The 20,999-nt window shown below is 62.1% G+C and carries 21 protein-coding genes; 9 read left to right on the top strand and 12 right to left on the bottom strand.

Annotation, left to right across the window (positions count from 1 at the left end; all coding sequences use genetic code 11):
- The first annotated feature begins 186 nt into the window (after nucleotides 1-186).
- Complete coding sequence (locus ACGYLY_RS11485; RefSeq protein WP_395281479.1) at nucleotides 187-384, top strand: hypothetical protein; 198 nt, start codon at nucleotides 187-189, stop codon at nucleotides 382-384.
- Nucleotides 381-1,613 (top strand): digeranylgeranylglycerophospholipid reductase, encoded by a 1,233-nt coding sequence (locus ACGYLY_RS11480; RefSeq protein ID WP_395281480.1) that lies wholly within the window; start codon nucleotides 381-383, stop codon nucleotides 1,611-1,613. Before ACGYLY_RS11485 ends, ACGYLY_RS11480 begins: the two co-directional genes overlap by 4 nt.
- A 15-nt stretch (nucleotides 1,614-1,628) precedes the next feature.
- Here the strand turns inward: ACGYLY_RS11480 and ACGYLY_RS11475 are convergent, their stop codons facing one another.
- A complete protein-coding gene (locus ACGYLY_RS11475) occupies nucleotides 1,629-1,937 on the bottom strand; it encodes a MazG nucleotide pyrophosphohydrolase domain-containing protein (RefSeq protein ID WP_395291144.1) in 309 nt (102 codons plus the stop codon).
- A gap of 122 nt (nucleotides 1,938-2,059) precedes the next feature.
- On the opposite strand from ACGYLY_RS11475, the gene ACGYLY_RS11470 reads away from it, so the two are divergent.
- The gene (locus ACGYLY_RS11470) at nucleotides 2,060-3,211 is read left to right on the top strand and encodes a glycoside hydrolase (RefSeq protein ID WP_395281482.1); all 1,152 of its coding nucleotides are present in this window, start codon (nucleotides 2,060-2,062) and stop codon (nucleotides 3,209-3,211) included.
- On the opposite strand, the gene ACGYLY_RS11465 is transcribed toward ACGYLY_RS11470, so the two are convergent.
- Both ACGYLY_RS11465 and ACGYLY_RS11460 read right to left on the bottom strand, forming a co-directional pair.
- Nucleotides 3,208-3,951 (bottom strand): 4-phosphopantoate--beta-alanine ligase, encoded by a 744-nt coding sequence (locus ACGYLY_RS11465; RefSeq protein ID WP_395281483.1) that lies wholly within the window; start codon nucleotides 3,949-3,951, stop codon nucleotides 3,208-3,210. The two genes, ACGYLY_RS11470 and ACGYLY_RS11465, sit on opposite strands and share 4 nt — an antisense overlap.
- 51 nt (nucleotides 3,952-4,002) lie before the next feature.
- Nucleotides 4,003-4,836, bottom strand: coding sequence for a pantoate kinase (locus tag ACGYLY_RS11460; protein ID WP_395281484.1), 834 nt, complete (start codon nucleotides 4,834-4,836; stop codon nucleotides 4,003-4,005).
- 118 nt (nucleotides 4,837-4,954) lie between these two features.
- On the opposite strand from ACGYLY_RS11460, the gene ACGYLY_RS11455 reads away from it, so the two are divergent.
- Nucleotides 4,955-5,257: a UPF0175 family protein gene (locus ACGYLY_RS11455; RefSeq protein ID WP_395281485.1), complete on the top strand. Its 303-nt coding sequence runs from the start codon at nucleotides 4,955-4,957 to the stop codon at nucleotides 5,255-5,257.
- The gene (locus tag ACGYLY_RS11450; protein WP_395281486.1) at nucleotides 5,254-5,793 is read left to right on the top strand and encodes a hypothetical protein; all 540 of its coding nucleotides are present in this window, start codon (nucleotides 5,254-5,256) and stop codon (nucleotides 5,791-5,793) included. Before ACGYLY_RS11455 ends, ACGYLY_RS11450 begins: the two co-directional genes overlap by 4 nt.
- Before the next feature lie 107 nt (nucleotides 5,794-5,900).
- Here ACGYLY_RS11450 and aspS read toward each other — a convergent pair whose 3' ends face one another.
- The 6 genes from aspS to ACGYLY_RS11420 all read right to left on the bottom strand — a co-directional run bounded on the left by aspS (nucleotide 5,901) and on the right by ACGYLY_RS11420 (nucleotide 11,326).
- A complete protein-coding gene (gene aspS, locus ACGYLY_RS11445) occupies nucleotides 5,901-7,196 on the bottom strand; it encodes an aspartate--tRNA(Asn) ligase (protein WP_395281487.1) in 1,296 nt (431 codons plus the stop codon).
- Between the two features lie 89 nt (nucleotides 7,197-7,285).
- Nucleotides 7,286-7,900 (bottom strand): TetR/AcrR family transcriptional regulator, encoded by a 615-nt coding sequence (locus ACGYLY_RS11440; RefSeq protein WP_395281488.1) that lies wholly within the window; start codon nucleotides 7,898-7,900, stop codon nucleotides 7,286-7,288.
- The gene (locus ACGYLY_RS11435; RefSeq protein WP_395281489.1) at nucleotides 7,897-8,700 is read right to left on the bottom strand and encodes an ABC transporter permease subunit; all 804 of its coding nucleotides are present in this window, start codon (nucleotides 8,698-8,700) and stop codon (nucleotides 7,897-7,899) included. Before ACGYLY_RS11435 ends, ACGYLY_RS11440 begins: the two co-directional genes overlap by 4 nt.
- Nucleotides 8,693-9,667, bottom strand: a complete 975-nt coding sequence (locus ACGYLY_RS11430; RefSeq protein ID WP_395281491.1) for an ABC transporter ATP-binding protein — start codon at nucleotides 9,665-9,667, stop codon at nucleotides 8,693-8,695. Before ACGYLY_RS11430 ends, ACGYLY_RS11435 begins: the two co-directional genes overlap by 8 nt.
- Before the next feature lie 164 nt (nucleotides 9,668-9,831).
- Nucleotides 9,832-10,554, bottom strand: coding sequence for a phosphoglycerol geranylgeranyltransferase (locus ACGYLY_RS11425; protein WP_395281492.1), 723 nt, complete (start codon nucleotides 10,552-10,554; stop codon nucleotides 9,832-9,834).
- A gap of 334 nt (nucleotides 10,555-10,888) precedes the next feature.
- Nucleotides 10,889-11,326 (bottom strand): ester cyclase, encoded by a 438-nt coding sequence (locus ACGYLY_RS11420; RefSeq protein WP_395281493.1) that lies wholly within the window; start codon nucleotides 11,324-11,326, stop codon nucleotides 10,889-10,891.
- Between the two features lie 127 nt (nucleotides 11,327-11,453).
- Between ACGYLY_RS11420 and ACGYLY_RS11415 the strand changes: the two genes are divergently transcribed.
- Complete coding sequence (locus tag ACGYLY_RS11415; RefSeq protein ID WP_395281494.1) at nucleotides 11,454-12,098, top strand: helix-turn-helix domain-containing protein; 645 nt, start codon at nucleotides 11,454-11,456, stop codon at nucleotides 12,096-12,098.
- Between the two features lie 136 nt (nucleotides 12,099-12,234).
- Here ACGYLY_RS11415 and ACGYLY_RS11410 read toward each other — a convergent pair whose 3' ends face one another.
- On the bottom strand, nucleotides 12,235-14,718 hold the full coding sequence (locus tag ACGYLY_RS11410; RefSeq protein ID WP_395281496.1) for a DNA topoisomerase I: 2,484 nt from the start codon (nucleotides 14,716-14,718) through the stop codon (nucleotides 12,235-12,237).
- Between the two features lie 178 nt (nucleotides 14,719-14,896).
- On the opposite strand from ACGYLY_RS11410, the gene ACGYLY_RS11405 reads away from it, so the two are divergent.
- From ACGYLY_RS11405 to ACGYLY_RS11395, 3 genes are all read left to right on the top strand, one after another.
- Nucleotides 14,897-17,107, top strand: coding sequence for a histidine kinase N-terminal 7TM domain-containing protein (locus ACGYLY_RS11405; RefSeq protein WP_395281497.1), 2,211 nt, complete (start codon nucleotides 14,897-14,899; stop codon nucleotides 17,105-17,107).
- A 95-nt stretch (nucleotides 17,108-17,202) separates the two neighbouring features.
- On the top strand, nucleotides 17,203-17,775 hold the full coding sequence (locus tag ACGYLY_RS11400) for a response regulator (protein ID WP_395281498.1): 573 nt from the start codon (nucleotides 17,203-17,205) through the stop codon (nucleotides 17,773-17,775).
- Nucleotides 17,776-17,885: 110 nt separating this feature from the next.
- Entirely contained in the window at nucleotides 17,886-19,283 is a 1,398-nt protein-coding gene (locus ACGYLY_RS11395) for an MATE family efflux transporter (RefSeq protein ID WP_395281499.1), read from the top strand.
- Between the two features lie 76 nt (nucleotides 19,284-19,359).
- Here the strand turns inward: ACGYLY_RS11395 and ACGYLY_RS11390 are convergent, their stop codons facing one another.
- On the bottom strand, nucleotides 19,360-20,073 hold the full coding sequence (locus tag ACGYLY_RS11390) for a lytic murein transglycosylase (protein ID WP_395281500.1): 714 nt from the start codon (nucleotides 20,071-20,073) through the stop codon (nucleotides 19,360-19,362).
- A 159-nt stretch (nucleotides 20,074-20,232) separates the two neighbouring features.
- A complete protein-coding gene (locus tag ACGYLY_RS11385) occupies nucleotides 20,233-20,889 on the bottom strand; it encodes a DedA family protein (protein WP_395281501.1) in 657 nt (218 codons plus the stop codon).
- Nucleotides 20,890-20,999 lie beyond the last annotated feature (110 nt).

Here is a 20,999-nt window from a genome sequence, read left to right as displayed (position 1 = left end):
GTCCGATTCTCGTCGGCTCGGTTTTCTCCCGTTTTCGCTCGCCTCGATAGCGACCCGTCCCCCGTTTTGCGTCGATATTTCGCGACGATCTCCGTTCAATTTCTGACCTACATCGTACGACCAAATCCGTTTCTCGCGGCCGTTTGCGTCTGTTTTTTATGACGTGGCCGGTAAGAATGGATAGAGATGACTGCGGAGATACGCACTGTCGTCAGCGGTGTCGGGTACTCCCCCGCCGCGGCGACCGTTTTACCCGACTCCCTCGACACTGGCCGGATTTGCGACGCGACCGACGGCCGAACGGCGGCCGACCCCTCGTCAGTTCGAGCGACCGGAACGGCGGAGCAACGACCCTCGCTCTTCGACCGAAGGGTGATGGCATGAGCGAGCATTTCGACGTTATCATCGCGGGTGCCGGTCCCGCGGGCGCACAGTGTGCGCGGGACTTGGCCCAGCGAGGCTACGACGTCGTCGTCCTCGAAGCCGAAAAGGAAGACACGTTCCCGCGGCAGAGCAACAAGTCCACCGCCGGAACGTTCTCCTCGATGATGGCGGCCTTCGGCATTCCGGACGACGTGGTGATGAACTACACCGACAACGTGGTCCTCGAATCGCCGAGCGAACACTTCGTCCAATCGCAACCCGGTGCAGTCCTCGAATTCGCGGACTTCAAGCGGTTTCTGGTGGCCGACGGACGGGACGAGGGTGCCGAATACTGGTTCGGCGCCCGCGTCTCGAAGCCCATCATGAGCGGCAACGAAATCGTCGGCGTCCGCTACGCCGGAGACCAAGAGGTGTACGGCGACATCGTCATCGACGCCACCGGCCCGAGCGCGCCCCTCGCGAAGAGCCTCGGCGTGAGCAACCTGAAACGCGAGAATCAGGCCATCGGCGTCGAGTTCGAGATGGAAGGCGTCGACGTGAATCCACAAGGCTACGCCGACCTCACGGATGCGATGATGCTGCGACTCGACCACAACCTCGCGCCGGGCGGCTACTCGTGGATCTTCCACACCGGCGAGGACACGGCGAAGGTCGGCCTCTGTTACATCCAGAACGAGAGCCACCACGACTACGCCAAGGAGGGCATGGGAATCGACGACTACCTCCAACACTGGTTGGACACCGACCCGCGCTTCGAGAACGCGGAGCGGCTGGAGGGAAAACAGCACCGCGGGTCCGCCCACATCCAGATGCCCGGCGGCCTCTCCACGGACAACTTCATGGCCATCGGCGACACCGTGCCGACCATCGACCCGCTCTGGGGCGAAGGGATTCACACCGGCATGAAGTCCGCCCGCGCGGCGGCGATAACCGCGGACCGGTGTTTCATGACCAGCGCATCGGACACCTCCGCGGAGAAGATGTCGATTTACGACAAGCTCTGGCACGGCGACGTCGCCCCGCAGATGCGAACGCGGTTGCTGATGACACAGCTCCTCTACCTCGCGGAGAACGAGCGCTACGATACGCTGATTCGCGACCTCAAACAGCTCACCCACAGTTCGCGTGCGAACGCGAACAACGGCAAGCTCCGCGGCATCATGAAGCTCCTCCACTGGGAGGACATCCCGCTGCTCAAGCGGTTCGCCCGAGAACGGCTTCCGATGTAACCGTCCGTTTCGACCCTACTTCTCCCCCGAACTCGAGTCTCCCGTCTCCCGAATCCGTCGCCGATATTTTTCGAGCGTGTCGTCCAACGCCTCACCTGCATTCACGTCGAGTGCGTCCGCCACCGCGAGCAACGAGAACAGCGCGTCGCCGATTTCGTCCCGCTTCACGTCGAGCGCCTCGGGGTCCTCTCCCCACTCGGTCGATTTCGTCGCGTCGGCCGCTATCTCGCCGATTTCGGCCACCAAATCGAGGATTCGATACGCCGGGTCACTCTTCATGTCGTTGTCGGCCACGAACGCCGCGACCTGCTCCTGTTCTTTCACGTTCGGTGAATCGAGCCACGCCATCTAAACGGTTCGCCGGACGCTGATTCCATCGACGACCCCACAGAAACCGTACACAAACGGTATAGTTCACGCAGTGGACTGGTTGGTTGGATACTCAGATGGGGGGACGAAACCGAACGCGGCGAGCAGTGCTTCGACTCGGTGCGGTAGCCTGCGGTATCGGCGTGACGGGGGATTTGGGGTGGCGAACCGCGAGCGACGTCGATTGTCTGCCCGATGACGGCGCAACGAACGACGAAGCGGACGCCCCGGTGGACGTCCGCGGAGCCATCTACTTCCCGTCCAGGGCGTACAACACGTTTCAGATGTGGCACGGCTACGATTCCGCCGTCATCGAACGCGACCTCTGTTATGCGAGTCGGTTGAACCTGAACGCCTTGCGGGTGTGGCTGAGTTTCGAGGCGTGGCGACGGGAGCCGACGCGGTTCTGGCTTCGACTCGAACACTTCCTGACCACGGCGGCGAATCACGGGTTGCGGGTCCTCCTCGGCATCTTCGAGGGTATCGGGACCAATCCCACGAACCACCAGTTGACGAACGACGACCCGCTCACCGCTCGTCCAGTGTTCTCGCCGTCGCGGGGAATCATGGAACACTCGGACCGATGGCACCTCCCGCGGCGGTTCATCCGGTGGTTCATGGAGCGCTACCGCGACGATTCCCGACTGCTCGCCATCGAACTCATCAACGAACCGTGCTGGCGGCCGTGGAAGATGCGGTTCGCGGAGGCGATGTTCCGAACGCTGTCGAGCCAAGAGGGGACCGTTCCGCTGTCGGTCGGTTCGACCAACATCCCCAACAACGAGGAGTACCGCGATTGGGGAAGCGAGGTGTTCCAGTGTCACAGGAACTTCGGGCACACCGAAGCGCAGTATCGACGGTTGCTCCGGCAGATCAACGCGGCGGAACGCCGGTTCGGTCGCCCCATCTGGTTGTCGGAGTGGCAGTGTCTCTCTCCGCCGCGTAAGGGAGAGGGGACCAATCCACCCAACTACTCCTCGCTCGCACCGCTGATTCGGGAGGCGGGCGTCGGAAACTTCTTCTGGTCGCTGATGGTCAAACCGGCCTATCAGGTCTATCGGCGAAAACAGGGCCTCATAAGCGGAATCTTCCACGAGGACGGCGCGGTCTGGAGTCTGGACGACGCGAGAGCCATCAAGACGATGTCCGGAGACCCCACCTTCTCGGCCGAGGAGCGTCCCGAGTGGCCCGCGTGGGCCGAACCAATTCGGGAGTCCCTCAACGACTAGACGTCACGAATCGCCCGCTCCGCGTCGTCGAGCGCCGCGTCACGGTCGAACCCGTCGACGATGGCTTCCAGTTCTTCGGGAGAGGCGTCCGCGAGTTCGCGGGCGTGTCGCGTCACGTTCGGTACCGCCCTGATGATGTTGTCGATTATCGGAATCGCGGCGGTTCGCGGCGAGCGCGAGAGCGGATTCAGGTCGATGACGATTTCGGTCTTCCCCATCTCGGCGAGGGCTTCGGCCCTGTCGCCGTCCTCCAGCGGCACGAGAACGATGTCCGCGTCGAAGATTCCGTCCGCGTCCACTTTGCCCCGTTCGTGTTCCAGTCCGGGTATCCGCGCGTCCGCGGCGAGTCCCTTCACGTTCTCCGCACCGTGTTCCCGGAGGTGGTCGGCGATGGCCCGCATGCGCTCTTCCGTCCGTCCGAACAGGTTGACCTCGATGTCCGCGCCGGTGGCCTCGGCGAGCGAGACGATTTCTCCGGGAACGAGCGCGGCCACGTTGCCGTTCACCGAGAGGACGGCGTGGTCCGCGAGCAACAGTTGCGCCGCCGCCGCACGCTCCGCTTCGTCCGCACTCGGGATGGTCTCCTCCCCGAGGAGGTAGTCGAACGACTCGCCGCGCCCCTCGGCGATGAGTCCCTGCTTGCTCGTGATGCCCTTTTCGACGCCCTCCTCGATTCGATGCCGCGTGAGGAGCGACTGGTATCGCGGATGGTCCTCGGGAATGTCCACCTCGTCGGTCATACGCGCCCCTCCGAAGCGGAACGGCAAAACAGCCGTGATTCGGTTTTCGGGTTATTCCACCAACGTCGCTCCGGCGTGGTGCGTCCGACAGGCGCGGGCGTCGTACCCGGCGTCCGAGAGCCCCGAATCGAGCGCGAAGACGGTTTTACCCAGCATCGCCATCGAGGCTGCACCTCCCGCGGCGTGGACATCGTCGATGACCTCCCTGACTTCCTCGGTCAGCAAGCCGGTTCGCTCCGCGAATCCGTTCGATTCGGCCATGAACGTCTCCAACGTCGGTTGATTCACCAGCGCGACGAGCGCGTCCACGCCCGCACGCGAGAGTCGACTCGTACTCCCCGAGAGCACCTCGGCGGTGGACAGTTCGCCGAACGAGAGGTACTCTATTTTCGCCCGCGTCGGCACGCCGTCGAGGCGGTTGTGTTCGGGTCCCCCCGGTTCGAGTCGAATGGGAATTCCCCCACGGGCCTGCGCCACCACGTCGCCGAGTCCGGTCCCCGCCGCGACTTCCGCCGTGTGTGCGTGCGTCACAAGTTCGTTTTCCGACCGCCCCTCGCCGAAGACATCGTTCGCGGCGAACGCGGTTCCGAGCGCGACCGCGCCCGAGACGCCGAATCCCGCGCCGAGCGGCAGGGACGTTTCGGCGGAGATGCGCGCCGTCTCGTCCAGCGCGTCCAACACTCGCCGCCCGGATTCGACGGCGACGAACTCGCCGTTCAGTTCGATACTCGTCTCATCGGCTGGTTCGACGGTCACGGTGACACCTTCCGACAGCGTCACCCCCGCCCCTCGGGACCCCGCGCGTTCGGGGTCGTCGGCCTCGTGAATGCTGAAAAAGCCCGTGATGTGGCCGGGAACGAACGCACGGCCAACCTCGTCGCTCATACCCGACGCTTTCGGGCGACAGCGTATAACCGTTAAAATCCGTCGTCGCCACTCGGCGTCCTCGATGTGTACGAGAGCCGTAGATTGATGTGTGATTACGATGTACTACAGCGTATACATGCCCTCGATAAGCGCTCGTATCCCGGATGACGAGAAAAAAACCCTCGAAGAAGTCGCGGAGTTGCTACAAGAAGACAAAAGCACGACGATTCGAAAAGCGCTGCAAGAAGGGCTTCGAGATATTCGGGTTCGAGTCGCCGTCGAGCGGTATCAATCCGGTGAGGTGTCGGTTAACGAGGCGGCACGGATTGCGGGAGTTAGCTTAGCAGAGTGGTTAGAAATCGCTCGTCGGCGGAATTTAACCTCGCAGTTGTCTCCCGAGGACTTGGAGGGTGATGCTGATGCCGCTCGTGAACTATGATTTTAGTCGATGCGACGACTCTCATTGCACTCGGTTATATCGGCGAATTGAATCTACTGCTCTGTTTCGACCGCTCAATTCGTATCGAAAAAGAGGTACTTACGGAAGTTTCCACGGAACCCGCCCGAACCAACGTAGCTAATTTTATATCCGAGGACAGTGTCGGGATGTCGGCAGAGGCTAGCGACCTATTCCGCGAAGCTGCGGAGGCAGAACGCGAAGCGAAAAAGATTCTCGGAGAAGAAACCGTGAACGGCGACGTTCAGATTATCGCGAACGTGCTTCGAGCTGATGGCAACAGTGCAGAGAGAGCGGTCGTCTCCGACGATAAACGAGTTCGAACGGTTGCTAGCGGTCTCGGTGTGACGGTTACGGGTACTATCGGTGTCATTGCTCGTGCTACCGAGGAGTACGACTTGACCGCTGAAGAAGGAAAGTCACTCGTTCGTCGCGTGGACAGTGAGGGGCTGCACATGACCGGTGAACTTCGGGAAAAAGCGTATGAGTTGATCGAACGAGCGGCAGAAAGCGAATAACCAGTCCAGCGATGCACTTCGTCTACGGACTCAGACGTTGGCGATCTCGCGGGAACTGAGCGGAATCGGAGATTCCGCATGCTCCCGCTCGAAGACAGCGGTTTCGTCTACGGACTCAACCGCTGTCTGTCTCGCGGGAACAGAACAGCCTCTCGAATGTTGTCCAACCCGAGCATCGTCATGATGAGGCGCTCGCCGCCGAGGCCCCATCCGGCGTGCGGCGGCATGCCGTACTTGAACATCTTCGTGTAGTAGTCGAACGCCTCGGGGTCCAATCCCTGCTGTTCGAACCCTTCCACGAGGCGGTCGTAGCGGTGTTCGCGCTGGCCGCCGGAGACGAGTTCCATGCGCGGGTGCATCATGTCGAACCCGGTCGAAAGCTCCTCGTCGTCCTGATCCATGATGTAGAACGGCTTGATCTCGCTGGGCCAGTCGGTGATGAAGTAGTGGCTGCCGACGTCCTCGCCGAGCGCCTTCTCGCCCTCGGTCGGCAGGTCGTCGCCCCAGACGAGCATCTCGTCGAGTTCGCCGGTCGCGTTGATGCGCTCGATGGCCTCCTCGTAGGTGAGTCGCGGGAAGTCGCCCTCGGGGACTTCGAAGTCGATGTCGAGCGCGTCGAGTTCGTCCCCACAGTTCTCGGCGACGGCCTCGTAGGCGGCCGTGACGACCGCTTCGCAGGCGTCCATCGCCTCGTGGTGGTCGTAAAAGGCGCTCTCGAAGTCGATGCTGGTCGCCTCGTTCAGGTGGCGGGGCGTGTTGTGTTCTTCCGCGCGGAAGATGGGGCCGATTTCGAAGACGCGCTCCAGTCCGGAGCCGACCATGAGCTGTTTGAACAGCTGCGGCGACTGGTTCATGAACGCCTCCTCGCCGAAGTAGGTGATGGGGAACAGTTCAGTTCCGCCCTCCGTCCCCGTTGCCACGATTTTCGGCGTGTTGATTTCGCTGCAACCGAGGTCACGGAACTTCTCGCGGACGGCGCGAAGCACTTCGGCGCGAATCTTGAACACGGCCTCCACGTCGCCCTTGCGCGCGTCGAGCGTTCGGTTGTCGAGGCGCGTCGAGAGGTCGGCGTCGACCTTGCCGCTGGGGTCGAGCGGGAGTTCCGGTTCGGCCTCCGCGATAACGTCCACGCCCGTCGGGACGATTTCGACGTCCGTCGGCGCGCGCGGTTCCTCCTTCACGTCGCCCGTGATTTCGACGACGCTCTCGCGGTTGACGCCGAGGCCCGTCTCCACGAGGTCCTCGTCCATGTCGTCCTTCTCGAACTTGACCTGAATCTTCCCCGTCGTGTCGCGGACGATGAGGAACGCGATTCCGCCGAGGTCGCGGATCTCGTGGACCCAGCCAGCGACCGTGACGGTGTCGCCGGGTTCGGCATCCGCGGTGTAGGTTCGGTTCTGCATACGGCACAGTTCTTCCGCGGCGGGCTTAAACGCCCTCATTTCGGTCGTCGTCCGCGAGCAGAAGAGACGTTCACACGCGTCGAAAAAGACTACTCGCCGGTCTGGGTGAGTCCGGCGGCGACGATTTCGATGAACATGTCCCGGACGGCTTCGTAGTAGTCGCGCCCGATTTGGTCGCGATAGAGCGGAAGCAGTTTCACGGTTCCCATCACACCCGCGATGGTTTCCGGATTCCCCGCTCGAACGTCGTCCGTTTCCTGCCACGCTTCGATGTAGGGGAGGACGTAGGCGAGGGACTCCGCCCGTCGCTCTTCGAACTCCTCGGGCGAGATGTCGCCGACCACCTGCATCACTTCGATAAACTCGTCCTCCACGAGCAGTCGTCGCATCAGCCGATTCTCCTCGATGGTCTCAACCAGTAGCCGCATGAACGTGGCGATGGCCCGCTCGGGGTCATCCTCGCTCGCGAGGGATTCGTTGACGAGTTCGTCGGCGAGCGCGTGGCCCTCGCGCTGGAGGATCTCGAAGTAGAGTTCCTCCTTCGAGTCGAAGAATCGATAGAACGTGCTGTCGGCGATGCCTGCCGCGTCGGTGAGGTCGGCGATGGTCGTCTTCTTGAGCCCGTATCGTTCGAACAGGTCTCGGCCGTCGTCGAGGAGGAGACGGCGGATGCGGTCGCGTTCGTCGTCGCTGAAGCCCTTCATGAGATGTCTTTACGTTGGAAGATGACGCGGCTCACCAGTACAAGCGCTACGATTCCGGCGAGCAAGACGACGGCGCCGGTCCAGTCGTACTCGCCCGAAACCAGAATCGCGGTCGGGTCGTAGTAGTGCGTGGGACTGATGGCTCCGAGCCACCCCATGTCGGCCGAACTCGCCACGGAATCCAGCAGGAACAGCGCGAAGATGGCACCGAGGCCGCCGCGCTGTGCGACGTCCGCGTGGTCGAACACCACCGAGAGCAGCAGGCCGATCGCCCCGCAGGCGAGGAGGTACGGAATCGACAGCAGGTGTGCAACGACGAGGTCCGAAAGCGACACCGACTCGCCGATGGCGACGACGCTCACGTAGACCACCGCGCCGACGATGACGTTCAACACGACCAGCGTCGGGACGAGCGAGAGGAACTTCTCGACGATCACTTTCGAGCGCGAGACCGGCGTCGCGAGGAGCACGTCGAGTCGTCCGCGTTCCACGTCGCCCGCGATGAGTCCCCCGGCGATGTATGCCGTGTAGATTCCGAGCAGGAGGAGCCAGAAGAACTGGTACAGTTCCACGGCGAGGAACCCCTCCATCGTCGTCAGCGAGAACGCGCCGCCGGACGCACCGAACGCCGCTTTCATCGCCGGCGGAAGGCTCTGCCAGTACGCTTCGAGGTCGGCACCGGAGGTCTCGATGGAGGGAAAGAGCGCCACGATGCCGAAGGACATCACGGCGAGCAGGACCGCGAGCACGACCGCTCCTTTGACCCGTCGGTCGAACTCGTAGCGGGTGATCTCAAACATCGTCCTCACCCCCGTCGTCGGGGACGGCGACGGCATCCGCCGTTTCGGTGGCGTCGGCCGTCGGACCGCCGGGTTCCGCTTCCTCCTCGATTTCTTCGTCCCCGTAAAAGCGCATGAAGATGTCCTCCAGCGGTGCTTCGTCGATTTCGAGGTCCTGAACGGTGTAGCGTTGGAGGTGGTCGAGCAGCACGTCGTAGTCCCCGGTGAACGTGAACGAAATCGTCCCGTCCACCGTCAGGTCGTGGACGCCCTCGAACTCGAAGTCCGTCCGCTCGACCGCCTCGGCGACGACGACGCGGACGTGTTTTCCGCTCCTGTCGAGCAGGGTTTCCACGGCTTCGAGCGTGACGAGTTGCCCGTCGCGGATGATGCCGACGCGGTCACAGACCTTTCGCACCTCGCTCAGAACGTGACTGGAGAAGAATATCGTCGTCCCGCGGTCGCGCTCCTCGCGGACGAACTCGTAGAACCGCTCCTGCATCAGCGGGTCCAACCCCGAGGTCGGTTCGTCCATGATGACCAGGTCCGGGTTGTGCATGAACGCCTGCACGATGGCGAGTTTCTGGACGTTCCCCCGCGAATACTCGCCGATGTCGCGGTCGATGGGGGGATCGAACCGCTCCAGCAGTTCGTCGCTTCGCACGTCGCCTTTCAGTTCGGCGTGGTAGTCGAGCAGTTTCCGCCCCGTGATTTCGGTGTCGAACCCGGGGTCGCTCGGCAGGTAGCCGATGTGGCGCTTCGCTTCGATGAGCGCGCGTTCGTCGCGCACGTCGTATCCGAGAACCGTCGCCTCGCCGTCGGTCGGTGTGATGAATCCGAGAAGCGTCCGAATCGTCGTCGTCTTCCCGGCCCCGTTCGGGCCGAGGTAGCCGAACACCTCGCCCGATTCGACGGCGAGCGTCAGGTCTTCGATACCCCGCGTCTCGCCGTAGTACTTCGTCAGACCGACCGTTTCGAGTGCGGACATGTGTATCCCGACCGAATATCCGAACCGTGAATATATGAATATTCCGTTCTTTTATTTTTGAACGGCGAATACGCCGCTTTCAGCGTTTCTGCCTGTGTCCTATCTGCTTTCCCGATCACGAAGCGGCGTCGCCTCTTCGAACGGCCGACGAAAAACGAGTCCGTTTACGCCGACTCCGCGCGCGCCTTCTTCGCGTCCTTTGCCCCCTCGACCGTCTCGCGGACGGCCTCGACGCCATCGTCGTGGACGAGGTCACCGACGACCACGACGTCGGCGTGTTCCGCCATCGTGTTCGCCGACTCGTAGTCGTGGATGCCGCCGCCGTAGAACAGCGTCGCCTCGTCCAGTGCGTCCTGCGCCGCCGCGACCACTTCGGGGTCGCCGAACGTGCCCGAACACTCGATGTAGATTATCTCCTGGCCGAGCATCCGTTCCGCGAGTTCGGCGTAGGCCGCCACGTCCGCCGCGGTCTGGTCGCAATCGGCGTCGGCGTACTGGGCGACGCTCGCGTCCGGGTTCAGGATGATGTATCCCTCGGTGTGGGTTTCGGACCAATCGATATCCGACATCCGAATCCACTCCTTGTGTAGCCCGGCTATCCACGCCACGTCCCGCGTGTTCAATACGGTCGGCACGAGGTAGCCGTCCAGCGCGTCGCTCTCCACGACCACGGCGGGGTTGCTCGGTTCCTGATAGAGCGGCACGTCGTACTCGGAACAGGCGTCGATGACCCGCTGCATCTTCTCCGCCGTGATGTCGAGCGTTCCGCCGATCTCCAGTGCGTCCGTCCCCGTCGCGCACACATCGGCGAACGTATCGCCATCCGCGAGGCTTTTGTCCGGGTCGAGTTTAGTTATATGGTCCCAGTCGTCCCATGGCGCGGTCATAGCGTTCCTTTCAAAACTCCCGGCTAAAACAGCTTCGAAACCAGCTTTTGCTTCAGTCGAGAGCCGAGGGGGAGCGCCAAGTTAGCGCTCCCGTCGGCCGTTCTTCCAGCAAAAGCTGGACCAAAAGCACTCCTCCTTCATTTCGTTTCACTCCATTCAGTCGTCGGCCCGGAAAATCTCCGATTTTCCGGAGAAGATGCTAGCGACGGGCGGCCGTGTCGCTGCTGGTCTCGGGGGTCCTATCGCACGCCGACTCCGGTCGTTCGTGTCGCCCGTTCGGCTTCGCCGTCCCTGTGGACGCCTTGGACGACTCCGAAAAAGGCGAAGAAATCGACTACGCCAACTCGGAGTCCACGACGCCGAGTTGCTGGAGCATTCCGAGGTTGTCCGGATGAAGCCACCGTTCGACGATTTCACCGTCCTCGATGCGGGTGAACACCGTCTGTTGCACCTCGACCTCCCTCCCGGTCGGTTCGAGGTCCATCATCGGCCCCTCGTGCGTTCCGCGGGCAGTGAGGCGCATGGCGACCGTGTCCCCTTCGGCGACGACGTCTTCGACTTTCTGTTCGATGTCGGGGAACGCAGCGATGAACCCCTCGTAGGACTCGCGAATCGCCGCCCGCCCACGCAGATCCCCGAACGGATTGTGTTCGATAGCGTCCTCGCCGTACAACTCGTCCAGCAGGTCGAGGTCCCCGTCCGCGAACACCCGTTCCGGGATGCTCCGGGCGAGTCGCTTGTTCTCTTCCAATTTCGTCGCTTCGCTCGTCATTTCCGCTCCTCCTCGATTTCGTGGGTGTGTATCATCGCGACCACACCCGCGGTAGGTTCCGAAACGGCCTGCGTCCGTGGCGCAACATGTTGCTACATCCATATGGCTACGACGCCGACTTCCGAGCATGCCGACGGTTCAACTGCGGATCGACGGGGCGACGGTGGACGATTGGCTGGCCGACCTCTCGACCGAGTTCCCGGAAAGCGAGTTTCGACTGCTGGCCACGCAACCGCGGGAGGACGACGCGCTCGCACTCCTCGAAGCACGAACGCGGGACGGGGATCGATTCGTTCGTCGGTTCGAGGCGTCGCCGGAAGTGCTGTCGTCCGACCCCATCTATCGGGACGACCGACTGGTGCTGATTCAGTTCACGGCCGTGGTGACGGACCTCTACGACGCGCTCCGCGGGTCGGATAACGTCTCGGTCTATCCCACCGTTCTCCGGAACGGCTGGTTTTCCGTGACGCCCACGGCGTCACACGAACGCCTGTCGAACTACGCGAGCGAGTTGGCGGCAATCGACATCCCGTATCACGTCTCGTCGCTGGAACAATCGCATGAATCGGACACGCTGCTCACGGAGCGCCAGTGGCGAATCGTCACCGAAGCGGTCGAACGAGGATACTACGATTCCCCCCGCTCCTGTTCGCTCACCGAGTTGGCCGAGGTCCTCGGCATCCACAAATCCGCCGCGAGCAGGTTACTTCACCGTGCCGAAGGACGGGTCATGAAGCAGTTCGTGGGACGAGGCAGCGCTACATCCCCCTAGGGTCTCCGCGACTGCCACGATCTGCCGGTGACGCCCACCTCGATACCGACGCTCGTACATCCCGTGTACCGCGCTGCTCACGGCACCAGGGACGAGTGAAAAATCGCGACCGGCGCTGGAAAATCGAACTTCGTCCTCAGTCGGCCTTCGCCTGCCAACTTCGCAATCTGTCCTCGCTGACGCCGCTGACCTCGTCTGCGACCGACTCGACCTCGGCGTCTTTGAGGTCGTCGATGGTATCGATACCGGCCTCGGCCAGCTTTTCGGCCGTCTTCGAGCCGATGCCGTCGATGGCTTCCAACCCGCTCTTTTCCTCGCGTTGCTTGAACTCCTCGTAGTTGCAGATGGGACAGCCGAGTTCCCACGGTTCGTCCCCGTTGTGAACGACGAGTTCCGGCAGGTCGTGGTCCGGACACCGCTCGTCCGTCACTTCGATTTCGCCCCGGCGCGGGAGTGGCAGCGAGTAATCGCAGTCGGGGTACCGCGTACAGCCGACGAGTCGCGAACCGGTCTGGAGCTTTTTGATGGCGAGTTCGCCGCCGTGTTCTTCACCACATTCGGGACACTCCCCGATAATCTCGTCTTCGGCTTCCTCGGCCTCCTCGGCCTTGCAGAGCGGACAGCCGTGGACGAAGGTTCCCCGTCCGGCGAGCATCTTCACTTCCCGAAGGTCGTGGTCCTCGCACGTTTCGTCCAGGATGAGCGGCTTGCCCTTGTTCGGCAACGGGAGGGTGTACGTGCAGTCGGGATAGCCGTCACAGCCGACGAAGTACGACCCGCGCCTGCTCTGGCGGACGAGCAGGTCCTCGCCGCAGTCGGGACACGGCCCGAGCGTCTTGTCCTCCTTGAGCGACTGCTGGAGCTGTTTTCCGATCTCCTCCCGCGACTCCTCCAACTCGTCGAACACTGCACCGAGGAGTTCCCGCGAGGAATCCGCGACGTCTTCCAAGTCCGCTTCGCCGTTGGCGATGGCGGTCATGTCCTCTTCGAGTTCGCGGGTCATGGCCTCGCTCACGACGAGGTTCGCGTAATCCTCCGCGGCCTTCACCACGGCCTGTGCGAGACGGGTCGGTCGCGGCGGGTCGCTCTCCAGATAGCCGCGGTCGTAGAGCTTCTGGATGGTATTGTGGCGGGTCGATTTCGTCCCGATGCCCATCTTCTCCATCTTCTCGATGAGTCTGGACTGGCCGTACCGGCGTGGCGGTTGGGTCTCCTTGTCCTCGATTCGTGTGTCGGCGATGGCCAACGTCTCCCCTTCCTCCACGTTCGGCACGTAGTTCTCGCTGGTGTTGAAGTACGGATAGACCGCGTGGTAGCCCTCCTTGAGCAGGCGCTTTCCGTTGGCCTTGAGGGTCAACTCCGAGACCATGGACACCACCTTGAGGTGTTCCCACTTCGCCGACTCGGCGACGGTGGCGAAGAAGCGTCGAACGACCAGTTCGTACACGTCCCACTCGTCGTCGCTCAAATCCCCCTTCGTCGGGATGTCCTCCGTCGGATGAATCGGCGGGTGGTCGGTGGTCTCCTCGTCCCCTTCGGTCGGGTCGATGTCGTCCTGTTCGAGCAGGCCGTCGGCGTCCTCGCCGAAGTGGTAGTCCCCGACGAACGTGTCGAGGAGTTCCTCGGGGTCCAAATCGTCCGGATAGACGGTGTTGTCGGTCCGCGGGTACGTGATGTACCCGGCGGTGTACAGGTCCTCCGCGATGCTCATCGCGCGCTGGGCGGAATAGCCGAGACTGCCCGCCGCGCGGATGAACTGCGTCGTGTTGAACGGCGCGGGCGGGGTGTCGGTCCGCGTCCGCCGCGAGACGCTCTCGACGATCGCTTGTGCGGCTCCCGAGAGCGTTTCGTACGCTTTCTCGGCCGTCTCCTCGTCCCAGACGCGTTCGGCTTCGTTGCCGTCCTCGTCGCGGTAGAAGTACTGCGATTCGAACGCCTCGTCGTCCTTCTGTAGGTCGGCGAACAGTTCCCAGTAGGCTTCGGGGTCGAACGCCTGAATCTCGCGTTCGCGATCCACGATGAGTTTCAGCGTCGGACTCTGGACCCGCCCGACGCTGATGAAGTCGTTGCCGAGTTGTCGCGCCGAAAGCGAGAGGAACCGCGTCAGTGCGGCCCCCCAGATGAGGTCGATTATCTGGCGGGCCTCGCCCGCGGCCGCCAGATCGAAGTCGAGTTCGTCCGGGTTCTCGAACGCCGAGGAGACCTCGTTTTTCGTGATGGAGGAGAACCGAACCCGATTGATGGGGACGTCCTCGTTCACTTCGCGGACGAGTTCCCACGCTTCCTTCCCGATGAGTTCGCCCTCGCGGTCGTAGTCAGTCGCGATGGTCACGCGGGTCGCATCGCGTGCGAGCAGGCGAAGCGTTCGAACGATGTTCTCCTTGGTCGGTTGTTTCTCGACGGTCGCGTCGATGAGTTCTATCGGTTCCACGTCGCGCCAGTCGTTGTACTCGGGAGGGAAGTCCACCCCGACGACGTGGCCCGACAGGCCGATACAGCGTTTGCCGCCCCATTTGTAGACGTTGACGCCGTTCTGTCGGTCGGCCTCCGCACTCTCGCCGGAAAGGATATCGGCGATTCGACGTGCGGCGTTGTCCTTCTCGGTGATGATGAGTTCCACTCACACACCACCCCGGTTCGCATCGGTCATCGCCCACCGCTACGGGTATGGCGCTGGTAAACGTTTCGCCGGCGAAAGAAATCGGATTTCCGCGAAACCCGACGCTCATCCGATTATCTAGGGTGATAATGGAAGAAACTCCTATGTGGGTGTCTGCCGTATAAGAATTTATCCTGACATGTTAGGTTCTCTGTCATTTTCGGGCGTCGTCGTCCTCGTGGGAACCGTCCTCGGCGGCGCTGTCGGGTTCGGTCTCGCGTGGTACGCGTGGTCGAATCGTGGCGTCCCCGGGGCGACGCCGTTCTTCCTCCTCATCTCCGCCGTCGCCGGGTGGTGTGTCTCCTCGATTTTCCTCCTGACGAGTTCGTCGCTCGCTCCCGCTCGCCTCTGGATGTCGCTCATCGGAATCTGTAGTACGGCCGTTCCCGTTCTCTGGCTGATTTTCGCGCTCGAATACACCGGTCGGCACGACTGGGTGACGGCGAAAACGCTGCCGCTCATCTGTGCGGAACCGATACTCTACACCGTCTTCTCGCTCGCCAGTCCCGACCACGGGATCGCGAACGCGAGCGCGACGGTGATGACGAACGACACGCTCACGACGCTGTCGGTCAACTATACGCCCTCGTTTTACTTTCATCTCGTCTACCTCTTCGTCGTCCTCCTCTCCGGATTCGTATTTCTCACCGCGTTCCTGATACAGGCGGACCGTCTCTACCGGAAGCAGACGGTCGCCATCATCCTCGCCGGGTTCGTTCCGTTCCTCGGCATCTCCCTGTTCGCGTTCGTCGATCTCGGCGTCGCGTTCGGGTTGACGCCCGTTTTCTTCGCCGCGAGCGGTATTTTGGACGCTCTCGCGCTCTTCCGATACGACTTCCTCAACGTCGCTCCGCTCGCGTCCGAAGTCGTCCTCGCCGAAATGGACGACCCCGTCATCGTCGTCGCCGATGAACGAGTCATCGAATACAACCCGGCGGCCCAACCGCTGTTCGACGGCGACGCCACCGTCGGCAGTGGGATCGAATCGGTCCTTCCGGGCCTCCTGGATGCCGTTTCCAACGAAGAATCGTTCAGCCCCTCCACGGTTCGACAGGATGGCGGCGCGGAAATGCCGGTTTACGACCCCCGTTCGACGCCGATACGCGACCATCACGACGTTCATCGCGGCGACATCTTCGTCCTCCGCGAGATAACCGACCGGAAACGACGCGAGGAGACCCTTCGCACCCTCCAATCCGCGACCCGACAGTTCATGAACGCCGAGCGGCCCGAAGACATCGCGGAAATCGCGGTTCGAACGGCCGACGAGGTGCTCGACCATCCCTACTCCTCCATCCTCTTTCCGGACGACGACGGGTCGGTTCTCCGGTCGGTTGCGATGACGAACCTACTGCGGAGCGGTCTCGACGGTGGGTTGTCGTTCTCAGACGACGCCGAGTCGATGTGGTCGGTGTTCGAATCCGGGGAACCGGTCGTCTACGAATCCGTCGAGCAACTCTCGAAACAACCGTACGGCTATCTCCCCGTGGGCTGTCTGTTGTTGCTTCCGCTCGGCGAACACGGCGTTCTCGCCGTCGGAAGCGATCTGCGAAAACGGACGTTCACCGGAAATGACCGTCGGTTCGCCCGCATTTTGGCGAGTACGACCGAGACGGCGCTCGACCGCGCACGACGGGAGCGCGAACTCCGGGAGAGTCAGGCGATGGTCGAGGAGCGAACCGACCAGATAGAGTTCTTCAACGGTGTCCTGCGCCACGATATCCTGAACGGAATAACCGTTATCAACGGCAATCTGGAACTCCTCGAACCGCACGTCGAGGCGTCCGGCAAATCCCACTTCGAGACGGTTCGCAACTGGAGCGCCGACATCGGGCAGTTGACCGAAAAGGTGCGGTCGGTCAGCCAGACCGTCACCGCTTCGGAGTCGGTGTCGTTGGAGACGGTTTCCCTCTCCATGGCGCTATCGCGTCGTGTGACCAAGATGCGAAACACGTATCCGAGAGTCGATGTCGAGGCCGACATCCCGGAGGAATTGTTCGTCCGCGGCAACGAACTACTCGGTGAGGTGATCGAAAACGTGCTGTTGAACGCCATCGAACATCACGACGACGAATCACCGTCGCTCGTGGTTCGAACGCGGCAGGCGGACGAGTCTGTTCGCGTCGAAATCGAGGACGACGGACCGGGAATCTCCGAGGACATGAAAACGCGAGTGTTCGACCGAAACGTCACGTCGGCGGCGACCGGTTCCATCGGGTTCGGCCTCTACTTCGTTTCGGTGATGATGGACCAGTACGACGGCTCGGTGTGGTTCGAAGACGCCGATCCTCGTGGAACGATCGCCGTTCTCTCCTTCCCCCAGTTGTCGCCGAACGATTCACTTGCATGAATCGTCGCTTCAGAAGAAAGTTACAGATAAACTATTAAAGAAACCAAAGATATATGTGGTGCTGATTGATTATCTCTATCACTACGAATCAACACATGACTGGTGATGGAGGACTCGGCGTGCTAATCGTGGACGATGAGGCCGAGGTCACTGCCCTTTACGAAGAGTGGCTGTCCACGCACCGGACGTTCGTTGCACACGACGGACGGGAGGCTCTCGCGGTGCTCGACCGGCGAAGCGAGGAGATCGACGTGGTGCTGCTCGACCGGAAGATGCCGGAGTTGAGCGGTTCGGAAGTCCTCGAACGGATCCGGTCCCAAGCGTACAACTGTCGTGTTGCCATGATCACCGCGGTGGCACCCGGATACGACATCATCGAGATGTCGTTCGACGAGTACATAACCAAACCGGTCGATGGTGAAACCCTTCGCAGAACGGTCGAGGCGCTTTACAATCGGGCACAGTACGCGGAAACGTTGACACGCTATTACTCGCTCGTTTCGACGCACTCGAACCTGCTGGCGGAACACTCCTACGACGACTTGTGTGAAAACGACGAGTTCGTCTCGCTCGAAACGGAGATCGAATCCGTTCGCCGCAATCTCGATTCCTCCCTCGAAGTCGGCGACCATCGGGAGTTTCAACACGTCCTCCGCGAGCTTCGATAACCTTCTTCTCACAAAAACCGGCAGAGTGCAGACGGAACACGTTCGTTTAAGACCGGTTCGACCATTGTACTGAGACATCTATGTCCGGGCGCAGAGCGGGGCGTGTCGATATGACCGACGGCGCTATCACGCCGAAACTGGTGACGCTGGCGTGGCCGCTGGTCGTGGGCAATCTCCTCCAGACGTTTTACAACCTCGCGGATATGTTCTGGGTCGGTCGCGTCGGCACCAACGCGGTGGCCGCCGTCTCGCTCATGTTTCCGACCTCGTGGCTCTTCGTCTCCCTCGCGATGGGCCTCACCGCGTCCGCCGTCGCGCTGGTGTCACAGCACATCGGCGCGGGGGAGGACCGAGCCGCGGACAACGTGGTCGCCCAAACGACGCTCCTCACCGTCGTCGTCGGGGTTCTCCTCGCCGCGCTCGGCTACGCGTTCCGCACGCAACTCCTCACGCTCGTCGGTGCAAAGGGGCCGGTGTACGTCCAAGCGCTCCAGTACATCGAGGTGTTGTTCTTCTCCATTCCGTTCACGTTCCTGTTCTTCGTCTTCAGAGCCGTCCTCCGCGGCGCGGGCGACACCCGAACCGCGATGTGGTTGATGGTGATCTCGGCCGGGTTGAACGTCGTCCTCGACCCGATACTCATCCTGGGATACAGCCCGCTCGGCCCGATGGGAACGCAGGGAGCGGCCCTCGCCACGCTCATCGCTCGCGTCTTCGCCGCCGTCGTCGGCGTCTACGTCCTTCTCCGCGGAGATTGGGGGATTCGACTTCGACTCGAGGACCTCCGTCCCGACTGGCCGGTCCTGAAACGCCTCGTCACGGTCGGCTATCCCGCGACAATCGACGGTGCGGCGCGGAGTTTCGCCGCCGTGGCGATGGCAGCCCTCGTCGCCAGATTCGGCCCGGTACCGACGGCCGCCTACGGCGTCGGCGTCAGGATGATGTCCGTCTCGTGGACCGTCTCGGGCGCGGTCGGACAGGCCGCCGCGACCGGCGTCGGACAGAACCTCGGCGCGGAGACGCCCGACAGGGCGGCCGAGGTGACGTGGAAGGCGACCATCGGGACGCTGGCGGTGTTGTTCGCCGCCGGCGGTTTGATGATGCTCTTCCCCGACGTCGCCATCGGCGTGTTTACCGACGACCCGGCCGTGATCCGAGTCGGTGCCCACTTCCTCACGGTCATCGGACCGTTCTTGGCCTTCTTCGGCGGGCTAATGGTGATTCAGGGCGGCTTTCGCGGCGCGGGAAACACCGGCGTCGCGATGGCGCTTTCGTTCCTCTCGCGGTGGATGCTTCGGATTCCCATCGCCGTTCTCCTCGCCTACCAGTGGACGCTGCAACTCGGCCCGCTCACGCTCTCCGGACTCTCGTGGGGCGTCAACGGCCTCTGGTGGGCGTGGTCGATTTCGGCCATCGGGTCGTTCGTCATCGGTGTCCTCTGGTTCAGCCTGGGTCACTGGCGACAGGGCGTACTGAAGGAAGAACGCCAACCGACGACGGTGGACTGACCGCTCGTGGTCGGAGTGGACCGTCTTGGACCGAGCGCTTCGAACACCGGTTCGCAAAAAAGTGTGCGTTGCAGGCTTACGCGTCGGTGAGGTACCGCTCGACGGACCAGCCCCAGACGTTCCGATCGAGCCAGTGGACGCCCCACCACGTGTAGCCGCCCTTGTCCGTCGGACCGTTCATGATTTCGCCGACCTCTCCGGGTGAGATGGTCGCGACGATAGGTTGACCGGTTCCGGGTTGTTCGCGCGTGTTCAAGTTGGTCGTCGGTGTCACCTGGTCACCATCGACGAACCTGTCACCGCCGCCACCGCCGTCATACGCGTCGCGGTAGTACGCGGCGGCGTCCTTCACGTCGCTGACGTAGGACCAACTGTGGTTGTAAGCGTAGAGCGCGCTGTCCCAGTCGCCCGGTGCGCCGTTATCGGTGAGGTAGTAGGCAGCCGCGGGAATCGCGTCCCGATAGTTACAGATGTCGGCGACGCCGTCCCCATCGCCGTCGACGCCGTAGTAATCCCACGTCGATGGCATGAACTGCATCGGCCCTCTCGCTCCCGCCGACGACTCGTCGCATCCGGCTTCGTACTGTCCGTGTTGGGTTTCTATCCACCCGACACCGGCGAGGTACGTCCAGTCGATACCGTAGTCGCTTCCGGTCTGTCGATACTCGCTCAGGTAGTTCGACGGGATGGAACCGGGCGCTGCCGCCGCCGATCCGGAGAGCCCCGAAATGGTCACTGCCGCCGTTCCCGTCGCACCGACTTTCTTTAGTATGTTACGTCTGGATGGCATCTGCATTTATCTCGCCGGACCCCACGAGAATATATTTTTCTTTCTCTATCAACAATAAATTAATATTCATGACCATGGAATTTCATGAGCGAAAGCCACCAGCAGTGCGTTCGTCCGGCGATTCCGAGCGAAAACATCGACACGGAGGTTACGGAGTCTCTAGCGCAGCAACAGGAATTCCCGCTTGAGGTGTTCACGGGCGAGCCAGACACCGACAACGCCGACCGTGAGGACGAATCCGAGGCTTACGACGAAGACCAGGTTCCCCCGCAGCGCGCTCGACGCCGCGTGGATGATCCAATCGAGCGGCGAGGTTTCCCCTGCTCCTTCGTACACGAGGTAGGTGAGAAACACGTTGAAAACGAGCGACCCGACCGCCGAGTAGACGGTGAAAGTACGCAAATCCATCTCGGCGAGTCCGGCGGGAATCGAGATGACGGCACGCATCAGCGGAAGCATGCGGCCCCACAGAACGGAACTGCGACCCCACCGTCGGAACCAGCGTTGGCTTCGCTCCAAATCCGACTCGGACACGTGAAGGACGTGCCCGTATCGGTTGAGGGCCGTCTTTCCGTTCTTCCCGAACACGTAGTAGCCGAGGAGGCTCCCCGCCGTCGCTCCGGTGGTCGAGACGGCGACGAAAACGGCGAACGAGATCGGGTCGTGAACGAGCTGCGTGGCCGCGAACGGGACAACGATTTCGCTCGGCGCGAAGTGGAGAATGAAGGCCGTTTCGAGTGTCAGGTAGATGAAGACTGCTATATATCCATACTTCGTGACAAACGAGAGTATGGTATCCGCTAGCCAATCGAACATCCGGCTTATGGCACTATCGTCTACGCTATCAATTTTTCCATACCGGAGGTTCTCGATACACCTGTCGACGAATCATGCCCTTCTATATCCGTGATGTGTTCTCCTGTGCC

Source organism: Haladaptatus sp. CMAA 1909, from assembly GCF_043952005.1.
GTDB lineage: Archaea > Halobacteriota > Halobacteria > Halobacteriales > Haladaptataceae > Haladaptatus.
This window is presented reverse-complemented; position numbering and strand designations above follow the sequence as displayed.